Origin of the sequence: Nocardia sp. NPDC004654 (genome assembly GCF_040609595.1) — a bacterium.
GTDB lineage: Bacteria > Actinomycetota > Actinomycetes > Mycobacteriales > Mycobacteriaceae > Nocardia.
Genome location: NZ_JBEXKI010000003.1, coordinates 99091 through 112735, shown reverse-complemented (window position 1 = coordinate 112735; position 13645 = coordinate 99091). Strand labels below are relative to the sequence as shown.

At 68.7% G+C, this 13645-nt stretch carries 15 protein-coding genes; 6 read left to right on the top strand and 9 right to left on the bottom strand.

Annotation, left to right across the window (positions count from 1 at the left end):
- Nucleotides 1-338: 338 nt before the first annotated feature.
- The 3 genes from ABZV58_RS10780 to ABZV58_RS10770 all read right to left on the bottom strand — a co-directional run bounded on the left by ABZV58_RS10780 (nucleotide 339) and on the right by ABZV58_RS10770 (nucleotide 4380).
- Entirely contained in the window at nucleotides 339-1262 is a 924-nt protein-coding gene (locus ABZV58_RS10780; protein WP_354999956.1) for a patatin family protein, read from the bottom strand.
- A gap of 116 nt (nucleotides 1263-1378) precedes the next feature.
- Nucleotides 1379-3184 carry an acetyl/propionyl/methylcrotonyl-CoA carboxylase subunit alpha gene (locus tag ABZV58_RS10775; protein WP_354999955.1) on the bottom strand — a complete coding sequence of 602 codons (1806 nt, stop codon included), beginning with the start codon at nucleotides 3182-3184 and terminating at the stop codon, nucleotides 1379-1381.
- 281 nt (nucleotides 3185-3465) lie between these two features.
- Nucleotides 3466-4380: a sulfurtransferase gene (locus ABZV58_RS10770; RefSeq protein ID WP_354999954.1), complete on the bottom strand. Its 915-nt coding sequence runs from the start codon at nucleotides 4378-4380 to the stop codon at nucleotides 3466-3468.
- A 166-nt stretch (nucleotides 4381-4546) separates the two neighbouring features.
- Between ABZV58_RS10770 and ABZV58_RS10765 the strand changes: the two genes are divergently transcribed.
- Complete coding sequence (locus ABZV58_RS10765) at nucleotides 4547-5338, top strand: transcriptional regulator (protein ID WP_354999953.1); 792 nt, start codon at nucleotides 4547-4549, stop codon at nucleotides 5336-5338.
- On the opposite strand, the gene ABZV58_RS10760 is transcribed toward ABZV58_RS10765, so the two are convergent.
- The 3 genes from ABZV58_RS10760 to ABZV58_RS10750 all read right to left on the bottom strand — a co-directional run bounded on the left by ABZV58_RS10760 (nucleotide 5264) and on the right by ABZV58_RS10750 (nucleotide 8000).
- Nucleotides 5264-5902: a Maf family nucleotide pyrophosphatase gene (locus ABZV58_RS10760; RefSeq protein ID WP_354999952.1), complete on the bottom strand. Its 639-nt coding sequence runs from the start codon at nucleotides 5900-5902 to the stop codon at nucleotides 5264-5266. The two genes, ABZV58_RS10765 and ABZV58_RS10760, sit on opposite strands and share 75 nt — an antisense overlap.
- A complete protein-coding gene (locus ABZV58_RS10755) occupies nucleotides 5899-6228 on the bottom strand; it encodes an acyl-CoA carboxylase subunit epsilon (RefSeq protein ID WP_354999951.1) in 330 nt (109 codons plus the stop codon). Before ABZV58_RS10755 ends, ABZV58_RS10760 begins: the two co-directional genes overlap by 4 nt.
- A 131-nt stretch (nucleotides 6229-6359) precedes the next feature.
- Nucleotides 6360-8000: an acyl-CoA carboxylase subunit beta gene (locus ABZV58_RS10750; RefSeq protein ID WP_354999950.1), complete on the bottom strand. Its 1641-nt coding sequence runs from the start codon at nucleotides 7998-8000 to the stop codon at nucleotides 6360-6362.
- Nucleotides 8001-8181: 181 nt separating this feature from the next.
- On the opposite strand from ABZV58_RS10750, the gene ABZV58_RS10745 reads away from it, so the two are divergent.
- Nucleotides 8182-8364: a hypothetical protein gene (locus ABZV58_RS10745; protein WP_354999949.1), complete on the top strand. Its 183-nt coding sequence runs from the start codon at nucleotides 8182-8184 to the stop codon at nucleotides 8362-8364.
- Nucleotides 8365-8416: 52 nt separating this feature from the next.
- Nucleotides 8417-9238, top strand: coding sequence for a biotin--[acetyl-CoA-carboxylase] ligase (locus ABZV58_RS10740; RefSeq protein ID WP_354999948.1), 822 nt, complete (start codon nucleotides 8417-8419; stop codon nucleotides 9236-9238).
- Between the two features lie 51 nt (nucleotides 9239-9289).
- Here the strand turns inward: ABZV58_RS10740 and ABZV58_RS10735 are convergent, their stop codons facing one another.
- Together ABZV58_RS10735 and ABZV58_RS10730 are read right to left on the bottom strand one after the other, a co-directional pair.
- Complete coding sequence (locus ABZV58_RS10735) at nucleotides 9290-10243, bottom strand: acyl-ACP desaturase (protein WP_354999947.1); 954 nt, start codon at nucleotides 10241-10243, stop codon at nucleotides 9290-9292.
- A gap of 27 nt (nucleotides 10244-10270) precedes the next feature.
- A complete protein-coding gene (locus ABZV58_RS10730) occupies nucleotides 10271-10411 on the bottom strand; it encodes a hypothetical protein (protein ID WP_354999946.1) in 141 nt (46 codons plus the stop codon).
- 31 nt (nucleotides 10412-10442) lie between these two features.
- Between ABZV58_RS10730 and ABZV58_RS10725 the strand changes: the two genes are divergently transcribed.
- The 3 genes from ABZV58_RS10725 to ABZV58_RS10715 are packed head-to-tail and all read left to right on the top strand — an operon-like array spanning nucleotide 10443 to nucleotide 13006.
- Nucleotides 10443-10982, top strand: a complete 540-nt coding sequence (locus ABZV58_RS10725) for a PH domain-containing protein (protein ID WP_354999945.1) — start codon at nucleotides 10443-10445, stop codon at nucleotides 10980-10982.
- A gap of 37 nt (nucleotides 10983-11019) precedes the next feature.
- Nucleotides 11020-11697: a response regulator transcription factor gene (locus ABZV58_RS10720; protein WP_354999944.1), complete on the top strand. Its 678-nt coding sequence runs from the start codon at nucleotides 11020-11022 to the stop codon at nucleotides 11695-11697.
- A gap of 1 nt (nucleotide 11698) precedes the next feature.
- On the top strand, nucleotides 11699-13006 hold the full coding sequence (locus tag ABZV58_RS10715; protein WP_354999943.1) for a HAMP domain-containing sensor histidine kinase: 1308 nt from the start codon (nucleotides 11699-11701) through the stop codon (nucleotides 13004-13006).
- A gap of 16 nt (nucleotides 13007-13022) precedes the next feature.
- Here ABZV58_RS10715 and ABZV58_RS10710 read toward each other — a convergent pair whose 3' ends face one another.
- On the bottom strand, nucleotides 13023-13565 hold the full coding sequence (locus ABZV58_RS10710) for a GtrA family protein (RefSeq protein ID WP_354999942.1): 543 nt from the start codon (nucleotides 13563-13565) through the stop codon (nucleotides 13023-13025).
- Nucleotides 13566-13645 lie beyond the last annotated feature (80 nt).

Here is a 13645-nt window from a genome sequence, read left to right as displayed (position 1 = left end):
GCGTCGATTCGCCGATCGAGAAGCGATCGCGGCTCTCCGGCCGGATAACGGCCCGTTGCCTACGCATCGGCCCGTAGTCCAGATCGTGACGCGCAGCGAAAACCCCCGGACGCCTCGTCCGAACAGCATGCGCAGGCGAAGAAGCGCCCTTGACTGCCCGCGCGTCCCGAGAGCAATCCGCTCGGCGGCTACGTCCTGCTCAGGACGCCAGACCGGGCCGCGACGACCGGTCCCGAGCGACGCGGGAGTCGGGTCGCTGCGACGTGGCTCGTCGGCGGCCACTGCCCGCGGACATCGGAGGCCGAGGAGTCGAGGGACCGGGTCGGACAGTGCCGCGGTCAGGCGGCGTCGACGCGGGCGAGGGTCGAGTGGACCGCTTGGCGGCCGAGTTCCAGCGCCTTGGTGAGCAGGTCGGTGTCGCGGGCGGTGCCTTCGACGGTGGGGGCGTCGGCGGGCGGGTGGATCTGCAGGACCGCGTCGCCGAGCGAGGCCAGCAGGGCGTTCTCCGCCTCTTCCTGCTGCGGGCGGCGCAGCCAGGCGCGGTAGGCGCCGGGGGCGCGCAGGCGGAGGTAGTTGCCGCCGACCATCTGGTGCACGCGGGAGGCGGGCGGGCGCGACTCGTCGGCGCGGCGGGTGCGCAGCACCAGGCAGTGGGTGGCGCCGCCGCGCACCGCGCTGTGGATCGGGATCGGCTCGGCGATGCCGCCGTCGAGGTATGGGACGCCGTCCAAGGTGACGGGCGGACCGGCCAGGATCGGCAGGTTCGCACTGGCCCGCAGCGCCCGCATGAGGGTGCGCTTGTCGTAGATGTGCGGGCGCAGGTCGATGGCGTTGCCGGTGCGGATGTCGGTGCCGATGGGGTGGAAGGTGGTGGGGTTGTTCAGGATCGCCGGGAAGTCCATGGGCTCCAGGCCGTCGTAGACCCGATGCACCAGGTACCGCACGTCGAAGGCGGCGCCGCCGCGAAACAGCCTGCTCGGATCGATCACCCGCCGCATGATCTCCGGATTCGACCAGGACCGCATCCCCGGCACGGCCCGCCCGCACAGCAGCCAAGCGCCGTTGATCGCGCCCGCCGACGTGCCGTAGACCGCGTCGAACACCCCGGAGAGGCCGAGTTCCTCGAGCGCCTGCACCATGCCGCTGGAGTAGACGCCGCGGCTGCCGCCACCTTCGATGACGAGCGCGAGGCGATGCCCGTCCGCGCGGGAACCGGTGGTGCTGCGGCCGCGGATGATCTCGGCCACGGTAGAGCTGGTCACCGAACCACGATACGACAAGAGCGGGCGCGGACTCCGTTGTCCATCGCCCGCTCTCGTGCGGTGCGGTCGGCCACGAGGGCGCGACCTACATTCGGTTGGCGCAGCCGTACGTCGCCTTACTTGATCTCGGCCAGCACGGTGCCCTGGGTGATCGCGGCGCCCGCCTCGACGGCGAGACCGGTCACGACGCCCGCCTTGTGCGCGTTGACGGGGTTCTCCATCTTCATGGCCTCGAGCACCACGATGAGGTCGCCCGCTTCCACGGTCTGGCCCTCCTCGACGGCGACCTTGACCACGGTGCCCTGCATCGGCGCGGTGACCGCGTCACCGGAGGCCGCGCCGCCGCCCGCGCCGCCACGCTTGCGCGGCTTCGGCTTCTTGCGGATCACACCGGCGCCGTTGCTCGCCGCACCCGCGGCGCCCGCGCCCACGGTGAAGTTGCCGGGCAGCGAGACCTCGACGCGACGGCCGCCGACCTCGACGACGACCTTCTGCCGGGGCAGGTCCTCGTCCTCCTCGGCGGGGGCGGCGCTACCGGTGTAGGGCTCGATGTTGTTGGTCCACTCGGTTTCGATCCACTTGGTGTAGACGTCGAACTTCTCGCCGTCACCGATGAACGCCGGGTCCTCGACGATGGCGCGGTGGAACGGGATGACGGTGGCCAGACCCTCGACCTCGAACTCGGCCAGCGCGCGCCGGGCGCGCTCCAGCGCCTGGTTGCGGTTCTCGCCGGTGACGATCAGCTTGGCCAGCATCGAGTCGAACTGTCCGCCGATCACGCTGCCCGCGACCACGCCGGAGTCCACGCGCACACCGGGGCCCGACGGCTCGCGGTAGACCTCGACCGGGCCGGGGGCGGGCAGGAAGCCGCGGCCCGCGTCCTCGCCGTTGATGCGGAACTCGAAGGAGTGGCCGCGCGGGGTGGGGTCTTCCTTGATGTCCAGTTCCTCGCCGTTGGCGATGCGGAACTGCTGGCGCACCAGGTCGATACCCGCGGTCTCCTCGGTGACCGGGTGCTCGACCTGCAGGCGGGTGTTGACCTCGAGGAACGACACGGTGTCGCCCTGCACCAGGTACTCGACGGTGCCCGCGCCGTAGTAGTGGGCCTCGCGGCAGATCCGCTTGGCGGACTCGTGGATCTCGGCGCGCACCTTGTCGGACAGGAACGGCGCGGGCGCCTCCTCGACCAGCTTCTGGAAGCGGCGCTGCAGCGAGCAGTCGCGGGTACCGGCGACCACGACGTTGCCGTGCTTGTCGGCGATGACCTGCGCCTCGACGTGGCGGGCCTTGTCCAGGTACTGCTCGACGAAGCACTCGCCGCGACCGAACGCGGCGACCGCCTCGCGGGTGGCCGACTCGAACAGCTCGGGGATCTCCTCGATGGAGTGCGCGACCTTCATGCCGCGACCGCCGCCACCGAACGCGGCCTTGATCGCGACCGGCACGCCGTACTTCTTGGCGAACTCGACGACCTCGTCGGCGTTCTTGACCGGGTCCTTGGTGCCCGCGGCCATCGGCGCGTTCGCGCGCTCGGCGATGTGGCGGGCGGTCACCTTGTCGCCCAGATCGCGGATGGACTGCGGCGAGGGACCGATCCAGATCAGGCCGGCGTCGAGCACGGCCTGGGCGAAGTCGGCGTTCTCCGAGAGGAAGCCGTAGCCCGGGTGGATCGCGTCGGCGCCCGCCTTGGCGGCGGCGTCGAGGATCTTGTCGAACACGAGGTACGACTCGGCCGAGGTCTGGCCGCCCAGCGCGAACGCCTCGTCGGCGAGCTTCACGAAGGGCGCGTCGGCGTCGGGCTCGGCATACACCGCGACACTGGCGATGCCGGCGTCCTTGGCCGCCCGGATCACGCGCACGGCGATCTCGCCTCGATTAGCTACGAGTACCTTCGTGATCCGCGCGCTGGCATGGCTGGGCACTGAGCCTCCTGGTTGCATTCTTCTGGTCGCTTCGCGGGTGGGACCGCGCAGGCTCCGTTCCCGGTGGGTTCGGAACACCGCGCAGGCTCCGCGCCCTGTCGACAATTTCGTCTGGGGCGAGTGTAGGCAGTCTGCCAACAGACACCGAACTCGGATAGCCCTACTGAACAGTAGGTCGCGCATCACACATTCGCATCTGTTGTGATCGAAGCCCTGTTCGGCCGATCGAGTACTACCGGACGCAGTCCGACAGCAGGCCCGCGCGTGGCCGCAGGTACGCCTTACTTTCCGCGCCCGCGCCGGGGCGTTCCCGCCGGAATCTCGCCCGGTTCAGCCCCCTTGGCGATCGGCATCCGCACCGAATTGCCCCATTCGGTCCAAGAGCCGTCGTAATTGCGGACCTTCTCGTACCCGAGCAGATAGGTCAGCACGAACCAGGTGTGGCTCGAACGCTCGCCGACGCGGCTGTAGACGACCAAGTCGTCGGCGCCGTCGAGGGGCGCGTAGGTGGTGTCCAGCTCCGCGCGCGAGCGGAAACGCCCGTCGGAGTGGAGCGAGGAGTCCCACGGGATGTTCAGTGCGGTGGGAATGTGGCCGCCGCGCAGCGCCGCGTCCTCGGGGTTGTCCGGCTTGGGGGTGAGCTCGCCGGAGTACTCCTCGGGCGAGCGCACGTCGAGCAGCGGTTTGCCCAGGTGGGCGAGCACGTCCTCGCGGAAGGCGCGCGCGGTCGTGTCGTCGCGGCGCACCGTCGGGTAGTCGCTGACCGGGAGATTCGGGGTGTCGAAGGTGGTGTCGCGCTCCTCGGAGATCCACGCCTCACGCCCGCCGTCGAGCAGCCGCACGTCCTCGTGCCCGAAGAGCGTGAACAGCCACAATGTGTGCGCCGCCTGGGCGTTGCCCCGATCCCCGTAGATGACCACCGTGTCGTCGCGCGAGATGCCCTTGGCCCGCATCAGTTCGGTGAAACGGGCGCCGTCGATATAGTCACGCGTGACCGGATCGTTGAGATCACCGCGCCAATCGATCTTGACGGCTCCCGGCACGTGTCCGATGTCGTACAGCAAGATGTCCTCGTTGGACTCGACGATCCTGAGTCCCGGCGCGCCTATGTTTGCCGACAGCCACTCTGTGGTTACTAGTCGGTGAGGATGTGCGTACGTTCCGAATGAGGGATGTGAGTCCGGGGCGACGGGCACGATTTGGGTCCTTCACACGAGGTAGACGGTGGTTACGGCGGTTCAGGTCTCACAGCGATGTTAAATGTGAGGCGATTGTGAAACTCGTTTCAGATCACGAATCGGCTGATTGGGCGAATAAATCGCACCCTCATCCGATAAAGTCTCCCGGGAGGAGGGGTGAGCTATGTCCGATTCTTGGCCGCGGCGGCGACTGCTCGCGATCCTACGTGGCGCAAGCGAGCCTCTCGACGCCCAGGAGCTGGCCAGAATCACCGGGCAACACGTCACGACGGTGCGGTTTCACCTCGACGTGCTCACCAAGGAATCCCTGGTCCGCCAATTCCAGCAGCCACCGCGTGGCCGCGGCCGTCCGCGCATCGGCTACAGCGCGGTGCAGCGCTCGGTCGGCTATCAGGAATTGGCGCAGGTGCTCGCCGACCAGCTCGGTCCCGATCCGCGCCGCCGCTCGGAGGCCGCCGTCGCGGCGGGTCGGGCCTGGGGCGCCAAGCTCGACGCCGGTGATCACGCGGTGGAGTCCCTGGAGGACGCCAGAGAAGTCACGATGACGCTGCTCTCGGAGCTCGGGTTCGCGCCGGAGCGCGATGCCGCCGCCGAGACCTCCGGCCAAGCGGTGATCCGGATGACCGCCTGCCCGCTGCGGGAACTGGCCCGCACCCACTCCGAGGTGGTGTGCGGCGTGCATCTGGGTTTGATCAGAGAAGTGCTGGACCGCAACGGCGCGCGCGGCGAGGTGAACGTCCGGCTGCAACCGTTCGTGGAACCCGAGCTGTGCGTGACCCGGCTCGAATACCTGGCCCGCCGGAATCAGGAGAATCGCGAGGCGGCCTCGGTGCCCGTCGGCGCCGAGGCAGGCGGCGCGGAAGCGCCCCTCACGCCGCCGCTACTGGGCCGTGTGGCGCCACAACTGCGCAACGGCGACCCCAACGTCGCCAAGCAGTCGGCGCAGCAGTGGTAGGCCGATACCGATGACGCTCGACGGATCGCCCTCGATCCGGTCGACGAACCAGCCGCCGAGCCCGTCCAACGTGAACGCCCCCGCCACTTGGAGCGGCTCGCCCGTGGCGATGTAGGCGTCCAGCTCGTCCGGTTCCGGCTTGGCGAAATGCACTGTCGTGGAACTGCAGTCCACGGATTCGGCGACGATCTCGCCGTCGACCAGCCGCAGCACACAGTGCCCGGTGATCAGATCGGCGCTGCGCCCGGCCATCTCGGCCCAGCGGGCCCGCGCCACCTCGGGGGTGTGCGGCTTGCCCTGGAGAACGCCGTCCACCAGCAGCATGGAATCGCAACCGACCACGACGCAGTCGGCGGCGTATTCGGGGACGACCGAGGCGACCGCGACCGCCTTGGCCCTGGCCAGCTCGACGACGACCGTCTGCGGGGTGGTGTCGGCGGGCAGGGCCGCGGCGACCGCGTCCTCGTCCACATCGGAGATGCGCACCACCGGGTCGATGCCCGCCGAGCGCAGCACCTCCCTGCGCGCCGGTGACGCGGACGCGAGAACCAGCGTCGTCGTCACCGACGGGTGGACAGGTGCGGGAAGGCGTACGGCGAGAACGGTGACGTGCCGCGGTGCATCGCGGTCGGGCGACCCCACATGTCGGCGGGGCCGGTGGCGGCCGGTGCGCTCGCCGCGTTCGCGGCGGCGGTCAGCACGCACACCAGTGCGGCGACCTCCTCGTCGGACGGCGAGCCCTTGACGATTCGAATGAACGGCTGCTCGCCCGCCTCGGCGGTCGGGGTGGACGCGTCGGCGGTGACCGACTCGACCTCGTCCGCGATCGGGTCGACTGCGAGATCCAACTCGGCGGCGGTCAACACGTCTTCTTCTGCCACGGTCGTCACAGTGCCAGATCCTTCCTCTAGCTCCATCGGGCGTCTTGCGCTACCCGAAATGGGATGACGCGGTAATCATCCTCGGATTCACTCATTGCGTCTGCAACCAGTGTGCGCGGGCTACCGAGGTTATCGCTGACTCAGAGCGGGATGTTGCCGTGCTTTTTGGGCGGAAGGGTCACCATCTTGCGCTCCAGCAGTCGCAACGCGGACACGATCTGGCCGCGAGTGTGCGACGGCGGAATGACCGCGTCGACGTAACCGCGCTCGGCGGCGACGTACGGGTTCACGAGAGTGTCCTCGTACTCGTTCTGCAGCTCGAGCCGCAGCGCATCGACGTCGTTGCCGTCCTTGGCCGCCTGCTGCAGCTGCTTGCGGTAGACGAATCCGACGGCGCCGGAAGCGCCCATCACGGCGATCTGAGCGGTCGGCCAGGCGAGGTTCACATCGGCGCCCATGTGCTTGGAACCCATGACGTCGTAGGCGCCGCCGTAGGCCTTGCGGGTGATGATGGTGATTTTGCCCACAGTGGCCTCACCGTAGGCATAGAGCAGCTTCGCGCCGCGCCGGATGATGCCGTTGTACTCCTGGCCGGTGCCGGGCAGGAAGCCGGGAACGTCGACCAGGGTGATGATCGGGATGTTGAACGCGTCGCAGGTGCGCACGAAGCGCGCGGCCTTCTCAGAAGCGTCGATGTCGAGGCAGCCGGCGAACTGGGTGGGCTGGTTGGCCACGATGCCGACGCTGCGGCCGTCGACGCGGCCGAAGCCGACGATGATGTTCATCGCGCGCTCGGCCTGCACCTCGAGGAACTCGTCGTCGTCGAGCAGGCGACGGATCACCTCGTGCATGTCGTACGGCTGGTTCGGCGAGTCCGGGATGATCGAGTCCAGCTCGAGGTCTTCCTCGGTGAGCGAGTCCTCGATGGCGCCGTCGATCGGGTCGGTGGGCGCGAAGCGCGGCGCCTCGGCGCGGTTGTTGCTCGGCAGGTAGCTGAGCAGGTCCTTGACGTAGTCGAGCGCGTCCTGCTCGCCGGAGGCCACGTAGTGCGCGACGCCGGACTTGGTCATGTGAGTGTGCGCGCCGCCGAGGTCCTCCATGGTGACGTCCTCGCCGGTGACCGTCTTGATGACGTCCGGACCGGTGACGAACATCTGGCTGGTGCCGTCGACCATCACCACGAAGTCGGTGAGCGCGGGGGAGTAGACGTGTCCGCCCGCGGCCGGGCCCATGATCAGCGAGATCTGCGGGATCACGCCGGAGGCCTGGATGTTGCGGTGGAAGATCTCGCCGTAGAGGCCGAGGGAGACGACGCCCTCCTGGATGCGCGCGCCCGCGCCCTCGTTGATGCCGATCAGCGGGCGGCCGGTCTTGAGCGCGAGGTCCATCACCTTGACGATCTTCTCGCCGTACACCTCGCCGAGGCTGCCGCCGAAGACGGTGACGTCCTGGCTGAAGATGCACACGTCGCGGCCGTCGATGGTGCCGTAACCGGTCACCACGCCGTCGCCGAGCGGCCGGTTGTTCTCCAGCCCGAAGTTGACGCTGCGGTGCCGGGCGAGCGCGTCGAGTTCCACGAAAGAGCCCTCGTCCAGCAGCGCGAGGATGCGTTCGCGGGCGGTCATCTTGCCCTTGGCGTGCACCTTGTCGACCGCGGCCTCACCCATCGGGTGCTTGGCCTCTTCCAGCCGATTCCGCAGGTCGGCCAGCTTCCCGGCGGTGGTGTGGATATCGGGTTCGCCCGCCGAACCGGATGCGGACTGCTGCTGGACACTCGTCATGGCTTCGGAGTGTAACCAGTAGCAGGCGGTCCTTCTAACCCACGGTGGGCTACCCGCGAGTAGAAAAGCCCAGGTCGACAGGGCTCAGAGGGGTTTTCGAGCGAAAAATCGGTTTCGTGCGGACGGGGCCGCCGGATACCCTGCGGGAGTCCATTTTTCGGCTCATGGGGAGGAGCCAGACATGTGGGAGTGGGGTAGAACCGTCGCCGAATACGCCACGGCGGCGTCGACGAATTGGCGGGTGCGCGAGGCCGAGCCGACCATCCTCGATCCGGAGTTCGAGGAAGAGGAGTCGACCTCCGACACCACCGCGCGCGGGGAGCGAGAGCCGGGCAGCATGGCCGGTTACGACCTCGTGGGCTGAGACCGATCGCTCCCGTCCCGACTCCGGGACGGGGGCGAGTAGCCTGCGGTGCGTGCAGACGCCACCGCCCGATTCCGCGCACCGACCGCCTTTGGATGCCGAACAGTTGCGGCGCGGCCTCGCCGAGAGCGACTACGCGGACTTCTTCGCGCGGGTGGAGGTGGTGGAATCCACCGGTTCCACCAACGCCGATCTGATCGCCACGGCCGCGACCTCCGAGGATCACCGCGTGCTGATCGCCGAGACCCAGAAGGCGGGCCGCGGCAGGCACGCGCGTACCTGGGTCAGTCCGCCGCGGGCGCAGATCGCGATGTCGATGCTGGTGCGGCTGCCCGGCATCGAGCCCGAGGTGCTCGGCTGGCTGCCGCTGCTGACCGGCGTGGCAGTGGCGGATGCATTGCGCGCGACGGCGGGTGTGAACGCGATGCTCAAGTGGCCCAACGACATTCTGATCGGCGGCCGCAAGGTCGCGGGCATTCTGGCCGAGGTGGCCGCGGGCGGCGACGTTCCCGCGGTGGTGATCGGCGTCGGCGTGAACGTCGGCCTCACCGAGGCGGAATTGCCGGTGCCGCATGCGACTTCGCTCGCGCTGGCGGGCGCGGCACAGACCGACCGCACCTTGGTGGCGCAGTCGCTGCTGACCGAGTTCGCGCGCCGCTTCACGGCTTGGCGCGACGCGTCGTGGGCGACCGACGACTTGGCCGCCGCCTACCGTGAGCGCTGCGCCACGCTCGGCATGGACGTGCGCGCCGAACTGCCCGGCGGCCGGACCCTGACCGGTGTCGCGACGGGCATCGACGCGACCGGGCGTTTGCTGATCGGGCACGACGCGGTCTCCGCGGGCGACGTCACCCACTTGCGCGCCGATTACTGATCGGCGGTGGTGTGGCGATGGTTCGCCACCGCCACCGACCCATACGAGCGATCAGGCGGGCTGCAAGTCCCCTTTCGCCGCCTCCCTGGCAAGCATGCGGTCCCGCTGCTCCTCGAACTTGAGCACGTCGCGGCCGAGCTTGTCCACGAACTCGCCGAGCCGCTCGCGCGCCTGCTCGCCGCGCGGCCCGAAATCGTTGCGCTCGAAGATGTCCCACTTTTTCAGCACCGGTGAGACCACCTCGTCGAGATGCTGGCGCAGGTCGTAGATGCCGTGCTTGGCCATGAGCACGCTGTTGCGGCGCCAGTTCGGCATCCCGGCGCCCGGCATGACGAAGCTGGTGAGCACCCTGGTCAGCGCCATGATCGCCTGGTCGGGAACCAGATCGAGGGCCGCGCCGCACAGGTTGCGGTAGAAGATCATGTGCAGGTTCTCGTCGGCGGCCACGCGCTGCAGCATGCGGTCGGCGATCGGGTCTTCGCAGACCTTGCCGGTGTTGCGGTGGCTGACCCGGGTGGCGAGCTCCTGGAAGGTCACGTAGGCGACGTTGACCAGGAAACCGTCCCAGTCCGCGGGCGCGTCGACGCCCTGGGTCATGTGGATCATCCTGGCCTGTTCCAGCGCGACCGGATCCACGCCCCGGGTGACGACCAGGTAGTCGCGCATGACGATGCCATGCCGGTTCTCCTCGGCGGTCCAGCGGCCGACCCAGCTGCCCCACGCGCCGTCTTGGGAGAAGTTCTGCGCGATCAAGCGATGGTAGGAGGGCAGGTTGTCCTCGGTGAGCAGGTTGGTGATCATCGCGGCCTTGGCCACGTCGCTCAGTGTGGACTGCTCGGGTTCCCAGTCCACGCCGCCCATCGCCGCGAAGTTGCGCCCTTCGTCCCACGGCACGTAGTCGTGCGGATGCCAGTCCTTGGCCATCGACAGATGCCGGTTCAGGTTCTGCTCGGCCACCGGTTCGAGTTCGGTCAGGATTTCGAGTTGGGTCAGATCCTTGGTCACACACGCCTCCACAGTCGTCAGTACACGTCATGCCGAGTGGTTGTCGTCTGAATCGGGGCCGAGCTTGTCGAGCGAGCGGAGCCGGGTCGTGCGCAATGCGATACAGCCAGTGAAGCGATCCCCCGCAAGCTGACGATTGTGCAGCACGCGGGAGCCGGTGTCAGGCATTCTGGCATCTTGCCGGGGTAGGGTTCCGAGCATGGGTTATCCGGAGGATGTGCTCGCCCCCGACGAGCAGTTGATACTCCATCGCCATCCGCATTGGAAGATGCTCTTCTGGCCCATCGTGACGCTGATCGGGGCCACGGCGCTGGCCGGTTTCGCCGGGGGACTCGCGTACCGCAACACCGTGGGCACCGCCACGACCGTCGTGCTCGGCCTGATCTTCGCCATTTGGTTCGTGATCGTCGTCTGGCGTTGTGTCGCACCGATTCTCAGCTGGCGGACGACTCACTTCATCATCACCGACCGGCGCGTGCTCGTGCGCCAGGGCGTGCTCACCCACACCGGCATCGATATCCCGATGAGCCGCATCTCGAGCGTTCAGTTCCGGCACGGGCTGTTCGACCGGATGCTCGGCACCGGCACCCTGATCATCGGCTCGTCCTCGGAGGAGCCGCTCGAATACGACGACATCCCCGGCGTGCAGGACGTGCACGCGCTGCTCTACCACCAGGTGTTCGAAGTGGACAGGTCGAGCCACCAGCACGGGTTCGGCCCGGCGGGCGGCCATCGGTGAGTCGGGCGTTCGCGCCCGCGATCCGTAATCTGTTTCCATGACCGCCGTACTCCTGGCCGAAGACGACGAGGCCATCGCCGCCCCGCTGTCGCGAGCGTTGGGGCGGGAGGGTTATCACGTCACCGTGGAGAGCTTCGGCCCCGCCGTGCTGCGCCGCGCTCTCGAAGGCCATCACGACCTGCTGATTCTCGACCTCGGCCTGCCCGGCATGGACGGACTGGAGGTGTGCAGGCAAGTGCGCGCCCGCGGCGCCGATCTCGCCGTGCTGATGCTCACCGCGCGCACCGACGAGGTCGATTTCGTGGTGGGGCTCGACGCGGGCGCCGACGACTACGTCGGAAAGCCGTTCCGGCTCGCGGAATTGCTGGCACGGGTGCGAGCGCTGTTGCGCCGCAGCGGAATCGGCGACGAGGCGGTGGAGGTCGGCGGCATCCGGCTGGAGCCTGCCGCGCGCCGGGTGCTCGTCAACGGCGCGGAGGTCGGTCTGGCGAACAAGGAGTACGAGCTGCTCAAGGTACTCATCGACCGTGCGGGCCAGGTGGTGCCGCGCGAGACGATCCTGCGCGAGGTCTGGGGCGACGCCGAACTACGCGGCTCCAAGACGCTGGACATGCACATGTCCTGGCTGCGCCGCAAGATCGGCGACGAGGGGCCGATGGCCGAGCGGCGCATCGTCACGGTGCGCGGCGTCGGCTTCCGGCTGAACACCGACTGACGTGCGGCGCCGGATCCTGCGGTCGATGCTGACCGTGCTGACACTGACCACGGTTGTGCTCGGCGTGCCGTTGACCTACACCGCCTGGCTGTGGGTCGAGGACATCACCCGCAACGACCTGCAGAGCAGGCTGGACCGGATCGCCACCGAGGTCATCGCCCAGGAACAGGCCGACGGCCTGGTGCGCGGCGGTCTCGACGTGCGCGTCGTGCGTCCGCTGGTGCCGGAGAACGGCAAGCTCACGATCGTCTACCCGAGTCCGCAGGACAACGCCTCCCGCCTCGACATCGGCGCGGACTCGGTGCCCGACCCGCTGGTCGAATCGCTGTCCATGGGCACATCGGGATCGCTGCGCCTCGAGGTGCCCGCCGCGCCCATGCACGCGCGGCAGCGGCAGGCGGTCGCGGTGGTGGCGCTGGCCGTGCTCGCCTCGCTCGGCGCGGCGGTGACGGTCGCGGTGGTGACGGCGCGCCGGGTCGCCGATCCGCTGCGCGACGTCGCGGCGCGCGCGGCGCGGCTGGCGATGGGCGATTTCCGCGCCGACCCGCGCCGCCACGGCATCTCCGAACTGGACCGCGTCTCCGACGTGCTCGACTCGGCCACCGTGGAGATCGCGGGCCGTTTGCAACGCGAGCACGCGCTGGTCGCCGATGTCTCCCACCAGCTGCGCAGCCGCCTGACCGCGGTGCGGCTGCGCCTGGACGAACTCTCCGCGCACGCGGATCCCGAGGTGGTGCACGAGGCCGAGGAGGCGATGGCGCAGGTCGACCGGCTCACCGACGCCATCGACGAACTGGTTCGCGCGTCCCGCGACGAGGACGCCGCCGACCGCGATCCGATCCCGGTGATGGACGAGCTGTGCGGCATCGTCGCCGAGTGGAAGCATCCGTTCGCCGAGGCGGGGCGCGAGCTGGTGCTGACCGGCGACGAGTCGCTGCGCGCGCCGATCACCGCGTCGCGCCTGCGAGAGGCGGTGACGGTGCTCATCGACAACGCGCTCATGCACGGCGGGGGCATCTGCACGGTGTCGGTGCGCACGGTCCGTCCTGGCAATGCTCGCGAGCCGCTGGTGTGCGTGGAGGTGGCCGACGAGGGCGAGGGCGTGCGCGACGAGCTGGCGCCGCACATCTTCGATCGCGGGTTCTCCGCGGGCGGGTCGACGGGCGTCGGCTTGGCGTTGGCGCGCGCGTTGATCGAGGCGGACGGTGGACGTCTGGAGTTGCAGCGGCGCAGGCCCGCGCTGTTCGCGGTGTTCCTCGGATCGTGGACGCCGTCGCGGGCGGCGGGCGCGGCGCCCGAGCCGCGCTGAGACTACGGTCAGCCGGTCAGGCTTGCCCGAGCTGTTCCTCTTCGATGAGCTCTTCGAGCTCGGCCTCCAGCTCGGTCATCTCGTCCGGGAAGACCCAGCGCCGCATCGCCCAGAACCGGAAGGCCATCTGCAGGAAATTGCCGATGATGAAGGCGCTGACGAAGTCGGCGACGTTCTCGACCACGAAGCTGACGTTCGGCTGCCGCAGGTCGAACACGTAACTGGAGATCCACAGCGGGATGTTGCTGAGAATCACGCCGACACCGCTGACCGCGAAGAACAGCAGCGCCTCGTGGTGGCGCTCCCGGCCGCCGCGGTTCTTGAACGACCACTCGCGGTTCAGGATGTAGGAGGCGATCACGGCGATGACGCCGGAGATGATCTTCGCGGTGACCGGCTTCTCGGTCAGCACGGTCAGCTTGAGGAAGTAGAAGATCCCGCTGTCGATCACGAAGGTCGTCGCGCCGACGATCGCGAACTTGATCAGCTCGTGGTGGCGGTAGGCGATCTCCCGCAGGGGCCGGGGGAGGACGCTGACCACGTCGTCGACGAAAGACACGAGAGCCGAGTGTACCGGTAGCGGTCATTGCGGCCGGACATGACAAGATTGCACGACGTGAGTACCCGTTCGTTCGATCA

Coding starts and splice junctions, on each gene's coding strand:
- ABZV58_RS10765 (WP_354999953.1), top strand. CDS start 4,547: ATGTCCGATTCTTGGCCGCGGCGGCGACTGCTCGCGATCCTACGTGGC.
- ABZV58_RS10750 (WP_354999950.1), bottom strand. CDS start 8,000: ATGACGAGTGTCCAGCAGCAGTCCGCATCCGGTTCGGCGGGCGAACCC.
- ABZV58_RS10745 (WP_354999949.1), top strand. CDS start 8,182: ATGTGGGAGTGGGGTAGAACCGTCGCCGAATACGCCACGGCGGCGTCG.
- ABZV58_RS10730 (WP_354999946.1), bottom strand. CDS start 10,411: ATGCCTGACACCGGCTCCCGCGTGCTGCACAATCGTCAGCTTGCGGGG.
- ABZV58_RS10725 (WP_354999945.1), top strand. CDS start 10,443: ATGGGTTATCCGGAGGATGTGCTCGCCCCCGACGAGCAGTTGATACTC.
- ABZV58_RS10720 (WP_354999944.1), top strand. CDS start 11,020: ATGACCGCCGTACTCCTGGCCGAAGACGACGAGGCCATCGCCGCCCCG.